Source organism: Aquirufa sp. (assembly GCF_044377215.1).
In the GTDB taxonomy this organism is placed as follows: domain Bacteria; phylum Bacteroidota; class Bacteroidia; order Cytophagales; family Spirosomataceae; genus Aquirufa.
Genome location: NZ_JBILJM010000021.1, coordinates 35,234 through 42,953, shown reverse-complemented (window position 1 = coordinate 42,953; position 7,720 = coordinate 35,234). Strand labels below are relative to the sequence as shown.

General features: G+C 41.8%; 6 protein-coding genes. 4 read left to right on the top strand and 2 right to left on the bottom strand.

What is annotated here, in order from left to right; translation table 11 throughout:
* Positions 1–75: 75 nt before the first annotated feature.
* On the bottom strand, positions 76–1,911 hold the full coding sequence (gene glmS / locus ACIQ6T_RS07775) for a glutamine--fructose-6-phosphate transaminase (isomerizing) (RefSeq protein ID WP_395785330.1): 1,836 nt from the start codon (positions 1,909–1,911) through the stop codon (positions 76–78).
* A 270-nt stretch (positions 1,912–2,181) separates the two neighbouring features.
* Here glmS and ACIQ6T_RS07770 point away from each other — a divergent pair, with 270 nt between their 5' ends.
* From ACIQ6T_RS07770 to ACIQ6T_RS07755, 4 genes are read left to right on the top strand one after another with little or no spacing between them, the layout of a single operon-like run.
* Positions 2,182–2,526 (top strand): cyclomaltodextrinase N-terminal domain-containing protein, encoded by a 345-nt coding sequence (locus ACIQ6T_RS07770; protein WP_395785329.1) that lies wholly within the window; start codon positions 2,182–2,184, stop codon positions 2,524–2,526.
* Positions 2,460–2,696 carry a cyclomaltodextrinase C-terminal domain-containing protein gene (locus ACIQ6T_RS07765; RefSeq protein ID WP_395785328.1) on the top strand — a complete coding sequence of 79 codons (237 nt, stop codon included), beginning with the start codon at positions 2,460–2,462 and terminating at the stop codon, positions 2,694–2,696. The genes ACIQ6T_RS07770 and ACIQ6T_RS07765 overlap by 67 nt, the downstream gene beginning before the upstream one ends.
* A gap of 35 nt (positions 2,697–2,731) precedes the next feature.
* The gene (locus tag ACIQ6T_RS07760) at positions 2,732–4,672 is read left to right on the top strand and encodes a histidine kinase dimerization/phosphoacceptor domain -containing protein (RefSeq protein WP_395785327.1); all 1,941 of its coding nucleotides are present in this window, start codon (positions 2,732–2,734) and stop codon (positions 4,670–4,672) included.
* Entirely contained in the window at positions 4,673–5,251 is a 579-nt protein-coding gene (locus ACIQ6T_RS07755; protein ID WP_395785326.1) for a DNA-binding response regulator, read from the top strand.
* 108 nt (positions 5,252–5,359) lie between these two features.
* On the opposite strand, the gene ACIQ6T_RS07750 is transcribed toward ACIQ6T_RS07755, so the two are convergent.
* The gene (locus tag ACIQ6T_RS07750; protein ID WP_395785325.1) at positions 5,360–7,291 is read right to left on the bottom strand and encodes a T9SS type A sorting domain-containing protein; all 1,932 of its coding nucleotides are present in this window, start codon (positions 7,289–7,291) and stop codon (positions 5,360–5,362) included.
* Positions 7,292–7,720 lie beyond the last annotated feature (429 nt).

Below are 7,720 nucleotides of genomic sequence, written 5' to 3'. Positions count from 1 at the left end.
CTATAATCCATAGTAAATTGTTTAGCAATTTTGAAATTATATAATAAATAGACTTATGCCAAATAGTTTTGCCATTTATTCCACGGTAACACTTTTTGCCAAATTTCTTGGTTTATCTACATCCAATCCACGCTCCACCCCAATGTAATACGATAAAAGCTGAGTGGGTAATACGCTAATCAATGGTGCCAAAAGCTCATCCACTTCAGGCACAATCATCACATGATCTGCCATACTTCGGATGAGTGTATCGCCTTCGGAAATTACCGCGATCACTTTGCCTTTTCGGGCCTTAATTTCCTGGATATTTGATACGATTTTTTCGTAGTAAGCATCTTTGGTTGCGATGAATAAGACGGGTAAATTTTCGTCTACCAAGGCAATGGGGCCATGTTTCATTTCGGCAGCGGGGTATCCCTCTGCGTGGATGTAGGAAATCTCTTTCAACTTAAGCGCACCCTCCAAGGCTACTGGAAAATTGTATCCCCGTCCTAAAAATAAGAAATCACGTGCGTCGGCGTAGTGTTTGGCTAATTCCTTGATGGCCTCATGGGTCGCAAGGGTTGTTTTTACTTTTTCAGGTATTAAGGCCAATTCTGCGATTAAACGCACATATTCAGCTTCGGCCAATGTGCCTTTTGCCTTACCAATTTTCATGGCCATCATGGCGAGGACGGTCAGCTGGGCCGTAAATGCCTTTGTAGAAGCCACGCCAATTTCCGGTCCCGCATGCGTGTAGGCTCCGGCGTGCGACAAGCGTGCAATGGATGAACCTACCGCATTGACCACGCCAAAAATAAAGGCACCTTGCTCTTTTGCACGTTCAATGGCAACTAAGGTATCCGCCGTTTCCCCACTTTGAGAGATGGCTAAAATGATGTCTCCTGGTCCGATAACTGGGTTTCGGTAACGGAATTCGGAAGCGTATTCAACTTCGACGGGGATCCGACAAAGGGTTTCGATCATGTACTCGGCCACGAGACCGGCATGCCAGCTGGTTCCGCAGGCAACAATAACAATGCGTTTGGCTTGGGCAAAAACAGATAAATGCTGTTCTAGCCCTGCCAATGTCAGCGTTAATTTCTCGCTGTCTAGTCGGCCGCGTAAACAATCCGTCAAGCTGGCCGGTTGGTCGAAAATCTCCTTCAACATAAAATGGTCATACCCACCTTTTTCAATTTGGGCTAGTTCCATGTCGAGCTGTTGGATGTATGGGGTAATCGGCTCATTTCCCAAGTTTTTCAAAATGATTTCATCTGGTGAAATGATGGCTAATTCGTAGTCATTGACATAAATTACTTTTTTCGTATACTCGATTATGGGCGAGGCGTCTGAGGCTAGGAAATGTTCGCCGTCGCCAACGCCGATTACCAACGGGCTACCTTTGCGTGCGGCGATGAGTCGGTTAGGAAATCCTTCCTCCATGACGATAATCACGTATGCTCCCACGACCCGCTTGAGCGCGATGCGCATGGCTTCTTCGAGAGAAGATTGGTTATTTTTTTGAATTTCTTCAATAAAATTAACGAGCACTTCGGTGTCAGTTTGGCTTTCGAACGTGTATCCTTTTTGGATTAATTCTTGTTTTAGCGAGGCATAATTTTCGATGATCCCGTTGTGGACTAAGGTCAATTTACCTGAATTTGATTTGTGTGGATGGGCATTTGCGTCGGATGGTTCGCCGTGCGTTGCCCAGCGTGTATGGCCGATTCCTACGGTTGCGGTTTGTGTGATGGTTTCTGTCCAAGCATCTAATTCGGCTACCCGGCCTTTTCGTTTGAAGCTAATTACCTTTTGGCCAAACAATGCAATTCCTGAACTGTCGTATCCACGGTATTCCAAGCGTTTTAATCCCTTTAGAATAATGGGGTATGCGGCTTGATGGCCAATATAAGCAACAATTCCACACATGTAGATTGATTATTTAGGGCGAATTTTTGAAGCACAAATATCTTTAAATATCGGCTTAAATGCAAGAAAACGGTAAACGCTGCCGGGGTCGTAGACCCCGGCAGCGTTACCCCAAGAAACAAATTTTTGGCCACTTTAACTACCAATAACCTGATAATTTTCACCTATTTAATTCGAATAGTGCACTTTTTTGGGCTATTTTTACCTAATTTCACGCTTCAGGTTGTTGGGGTCTTGACCCCGACAACCTGGCGAAAACACCCTAAATTCATGAAGAAACTTATAATATTTCTATTCGTATCGATTTCCCTGCATGCACAAGATTTACGGGTCGAACCACTCAGCTGGTGGACCGGTATGAAAAATACCCAATTACAGCTAATGGTCCACGGGAAGGACATAAAAGGGAGTGAAATTATAGCTAAAAAACCAGGTTTAAAGATCGTGAAAGTGCATTCGGCCGACAGCCCAAATTACCTTTTTATTGACTTTGAAATCACGAAAAACACCCCGGCGGGGTCATACCCTCAGTTATTCACGAGGGCAAATTGCTTCATTTTGGCCCAGAGAACGGAGTTTATGTCTATTTTAGATATACAAAAACCGGAAAAATAATGGTGATTTTAAATAAAAATAAGCAGGAGAAAGTTTTGGATGTGGCGCGGTATGCTGAGATGATCCAACCCGGAGTTTCCATGCACGAGGTTTTAACGGATAATCAGTTTACCTTAGGAAATCAAATAAGCATCGCTGGAAAAACTGCGATGATATTGGAAGTAAAATAAAAACCCGGAAGGGTCCTAGTTCTAAAATAATTAATATGTTTCGTAAAATCGATTACGGTTTTATTGCTATTCTCCTATTTGTATTTTTAGGAAGCCATATTTCGAATGCAGCGAATGATGGTTATAATCCGAGTAAGTTTGCTAAACATAGCCAATTTGCTGATTTTGAAACCATTTGGAAGGATTGGGATCAGCAGTTTCGAGTGAATGGCGATTATTTTTCATTGTCAAATGTAGCCGATCTTCAGACTATACTTTTAGGTCATTTACAGGCGGCCCGCAAGGCAAAGGACGTTCGGAAAATTGCGCGTGTTTTGTTGACACTTTCCACAGTATACCACAATCAGGCTAAATTCGAGGAAGGACTTCCTTTGCTTGAATGGCTTCATGCGCATTTGTGGCTAGTTCCGGTTCATTACCGGAAAGATGTCTATGTTAAGTTGGAGGAGGAATATCGGGGTAAAAACCTGATGGAAAAAGCGATTTTAATTCGGCAGAAACGGATTCAATTGGGCTATATTAAAACTTTTTGGGAAATATACCGTGACTGTGGCCTATATGAAGAAGCTATCAAAGATTTTAAAGCGAATCAGCCCTATCCAGCAGATTTAGAAATTCGGCGTGCTTATTATTGTAATCGATTAGGTAATTTATACTTTATAAATGGTCAATACGACCAAGCTATTCAGCTGTATAATGAAGGATCTATACAGGTCAAAATGTTGATTGAATGGAATAAAAAGACGAAGCAATTTTTGCCACGTGAATTAGATTATTGGCGGGGAGATTTTAAGGGAAAGCTCGTGATGTGTCGCATTAAGAAGGGAAACTACACGCGTGCAATTGAGACTTTAAAGGAAGATTTAGCGCTAACGCGGGATGACATTGATCATCAAATTCATAGTATGATTGTTTTAAGTCAATGTTACATTCAGGCAAAACAATACCCGAAAGCTAAAATTTATTTAGACTCCGCAAATCGATATTTTAAAGGGAAAGTTATTCGGCCATTGAAAATAGAATTACTGGCAACGCTTGCATCCTATCATAAATCAGTCAATCAATCGGATACTGCCTTTTTCTATTTAAATGCACAACACCAATATCAAGATAGTTTGAGTGAGACGATGAATCGAAATCGATCCATTTTGTTGTTAGGGCAATTGGAAGTTACGAAGCGCCGAGCGGAGTTATTGGCCTCCAAAAACGACCTAATGAAGTTGACAAAAATTTCCGAAGTACAGCAAGTTCAAGTCCGTAGTTTGATCTTATTGGTGATCATTATGCTGGTTTCCGTCCTTGTCTCTTTTACCATCATTCGTCAAAAATACTTATTGAAAGTGCGAGCAGAACAAATCGTTCTACAGAATAGTCGGAACGAAATTTTACTCAAGGAATTACATCACCGTGTTAAGAATAACTTGCAGGTGATTTACAGTCTGTTGAATTTGCAAAAGCGACGCGTCCGAAATAAAGAGTCTCTTGAGCTTATTCGGTCCATGCAAAATCGGATTCAGACCTTTGCGTTGGTCCATTCCAATTTACATGATACCCACGAATTTGAATTTGTCAATGTCAAAGAATACATCCAAACGTTGGTGGTTCATTTAGTTTCCGTTTTCCAAAAAGAGGAGGAGTCTCCCGTTACCATTCACTATGAGATCGATGCTTCACTTCGCTTGAGTTTGGAGAAAATCACCTCATTTGGCCTGATTTTTAATGAAATCATATCCAATGCATTTAAATATGCATTTTCCGGTTCACAGGCTAGCATATTAAAAATCCAGGTGCAGTTAATTAATGCGGATCTCTCGATTGTTATATCTGATAATGGACTAGGAAAAGAAGCTGATTTAACTAATTCTGGTCAATTGGGTATGAAGTTAATTGCTCTTATGTGTACGCAAATGGGTGCGACTCACAAGGTGCATGTGAATGGGGGGGTGATTCACCAAATAACGTTTAAATATATATAGATGGAACGTAATCGGATATTAGTTTTAGAAGATGAGGTGATTGTTGCTGTGGATCTGCACGAAATCCTAGAGAAATGTGGGTACGAGGTTCAATTTGCGCATAATTATGCTGATGCAATGCGTGTTTTGCCCAGTTGGAAGCCTCAGCTGGCTATTTGTGATATTGATTTAGGTGGGGGTAAAACGGGCATCGATTTTGCGTTGGATGCCAAAAATGGTATTCCTTCGCTGGAGGTGATTTTTTTGACGGCGTTTGGAGATCGAACTCATTTGGATCAAACGAATGATACGAGTCCAATTAATTACTTGGTTAAACCATGGAACGAAAGTCAAATTCGAATTTCAGTTGAAATGGCTTTTAAGACAATCAATAAAAAATCGGGTGCTGGGCATGATTTTACACCGGCAGAGCGGCGAATTTTGGAATTAATTGCTGCTCAAAAGAAAACGAAGGAAATAGCAGAATTACTATATATCTCTGAAAAAACGGTGAAAAATCATCGGTATCACATAACAAAGAAACTGGGGCTTTCTAATGAAAATAACAGCCTACTCTCCTGGACACTAAAAAACATGTAAAAATGAGACCCGGGTCTCATTGTATGCAAATCATTTAGATTGTTTCTTTGAAGTTCTAACTCTAGTTCTAAAATACCACATAAAGTGCCCTTTATCCATAGGGGCATTTTATTGTTTTATGATCTTGACGGATTTTAATCCGTGGTTGAATTTTACGAGATAGATTCCAAGTGGTACTTGGCTCAAGGGAATGCGCTGATTTGGGTCTGCCCGATTTTTTTCCCACCAAATTTTTCCTTGCAGGTCAATTAGTTGCACCAGTAAGTTGGGATAGGCTAAAGCGTCAAAATCCAATTGCAAAAAATCCTGTGCCGGATTCGGAAAAACTCGAATGGCTGTGGGCTCCTCTTTTCCTAAGATGAGTACTTGTTGGCTCGCCGATCTAGGCACGAAGCATCCTGTGACACTTTTGATCTCTACAGCATAGTTGCCTGATTCATTTACGGTTAACATTTGCTTGGTTTCACCGGCCATTAAAACACCGTTTTTAAACCATTGGTATGATCCGGCAGCTGATGAGCTGAGGGTGTTTTCGTTTAGGCTAATTACTGGAATGGGTAATTGTTTTTCGAATGGGCAATCGTCTACTTTATCGAGTAAGCCATCTGAATCACTGTCTCGCTGGTCAGAGGCACAACCGTTTTTGTCAACGGGGTTATTGGGGCTAGTATTGGGGCATTGGTCTTTCGCATTAACGTATCCATCAGCATCGTCATCAAAATAATTATCGTAGGGTTCAATCAGAAAATGGTCGAATGCAAATGCGCGCATGCCATTTTGGTTGACGAGTAGTGGTGCTGCGATTTGATAGCCTTTGGGATGGTTGTAAAATGACGGCGTGTAGGCGAGCGTGTCCGTCGCAGGGGCTTTCGAAAGCAGCAAAGTTAGCTCGTTGGCTTTTGCTTGAATACCGATTAATTCACTAAATCTAGCATCGGGAAATGCGAGGGGTGCAAAGAAAAAATTGTTTTTTAGGCTTTGCGTCAGCTTATTCCCTTTCCAATCTGTCACGGTTGAATCGGCGGGAATTTTCAGCGTTTGGCCTTTGTCAAATTCAAGAATTATTTTTCGCTTGTCTTTACTTGCAAAGTAGGCCCGTTGGATATTAGGGCTTTCGATACTGGGGTTCGTCTTTAAATTGTATAAATCAGCTTCAATTAAGCGGTGTAATTCTGCTGCGGTTTGTGCATAGCCTTCGGGGGTATAATGGATGCCGTCATACCCTTTTGTACCGATGGTCGCTAATCCACGAATGAATGTATCTGTTTGCGTGATGGATCGCTGACCTTCGCGAATGACGCTTTGTAACGAAAGTTCACCATGGAGGATGTTGATTTGGGGAAGGTAGATTTTTTGAATGCTTGGGTATTCTTTTTTGAGCAATTCGGCGTGTTTTTTGAAATTTGCCAACCACTCAGGTGCGTTGCCGCTGGTTTCATTTTCGCCTTGTCGGTAAATGAAAGCTTTAATGTGGGAGGTGACGCCAGCTTTGTGCGCGCGGTAATTGAGTTTACCGCTGGAGGTATTTAGGTCGTATGGGTTTGCGGTGCGAAACAGGTTGTACTCCATGGATGATCCACCGGAACCGCCGTTGATGATGCAGATGGGGACTTTTTGTTTTTCAATGAGGAGGCGCTGGAGTTCGGAGGCGAATAGGCCAACGTCCGATGGGCTATTGGAAATGGACCAAAGCGTATCCGCGGCATGGTAGGGCGTATAGTTTTCGTAATCAGGATTTCGGCCAAAGCTGCGCGCAAATTCACCTTTATAGACCTTTGGATGCTCTTTTCCTGCATAGGAATTGGATTGTCCACTGACAAGAAATACGTCACCTGCAACGATATTTTCACGGCGCGCAAGGAAGCTAGAGTCCTTGCCGTTTAGCCAGTATACATCTACGTGGTATTCTGCTAATTCAGCTTGAATGGGAATGGATAAGGCAAAGTGCCCATTAGATTTTAACGTGGTTTTGACGTATGCGTAGGGTGTTTTATTTTTTTTAACGAGTACGGAAATAGATCCGAGAGTTCCGGATTTCATGTGTCCCGAAATGGGGACTATAGCTATGTTTTTTTCGTTTCGTGGGTAGAGTTGTAGATTTTGAGGGAGCTGGTGGAATGTAACTTGTTGCGCGTTTAGGTGGTAGCAAACCAGCGTGAAAAGAAAATAAAGCGCACGAATACATTTCAAAATTGCGGATACTAGTTAATGCCGTAAAGCTAAGAAATTTGAAGGCGAGTCTGATTATAATTTAGTTTACGGTAGATGCGTAAAAATTGGCGAAAAATGAGGCCTAGGGCCTATTGTAATGGAGGGCTGGAGTTGGTTACTTTGATTTAGTATTTAACCTAGTTCTAATTAAGTGAATACCTAACCCTAATAGTTTAATTTATAAATCGAAATAGCCCTGTCGCGAGATGGGGTTATTTTTTTGGCATAAAAAAAAGACTTTCATGAAGAAAGCCTTTT

Bases quoted from the DNA above. Each gene is read 5' to 3' on its own strand.
- glmS (WP_395785330.1), bottom strand. From the start codon at position 1,911: ATGTGTGGAATTGTTGCTTATATTGGCCATCAAGCCGCATACCCCATT.
- ACIQ6T_RS07770 (WP_395785329.1), top strand. From the start codon at position 2,182: ATGAAGAAACTTATAATATTTCTATTCGTATCGATTTCCCTGCATGCA.
- ACIQ6T_RS07760 (WP_395785327.1), top strand. From the start codon at position 2,732: ATGTTTCGTAAAATCGATTACGGTTTTATTGCTATTCTCCTATTTGTA.
- ACIQ6T_RS07755 (WP_395785326.1), top strand. From the start codon at position 4,673: ATGGAACGTAATCGGATATTAGTTTTAGAAGATGAGGTGATTGTTGCT.
- ACIQ6T_RS07750 (WP_395785325.1), bottom strand. From the start codon at position 7,291: ATGAAATCCGGAACTCTCGGATCTATTTCCGTACTCGTTAAAAAAAAT.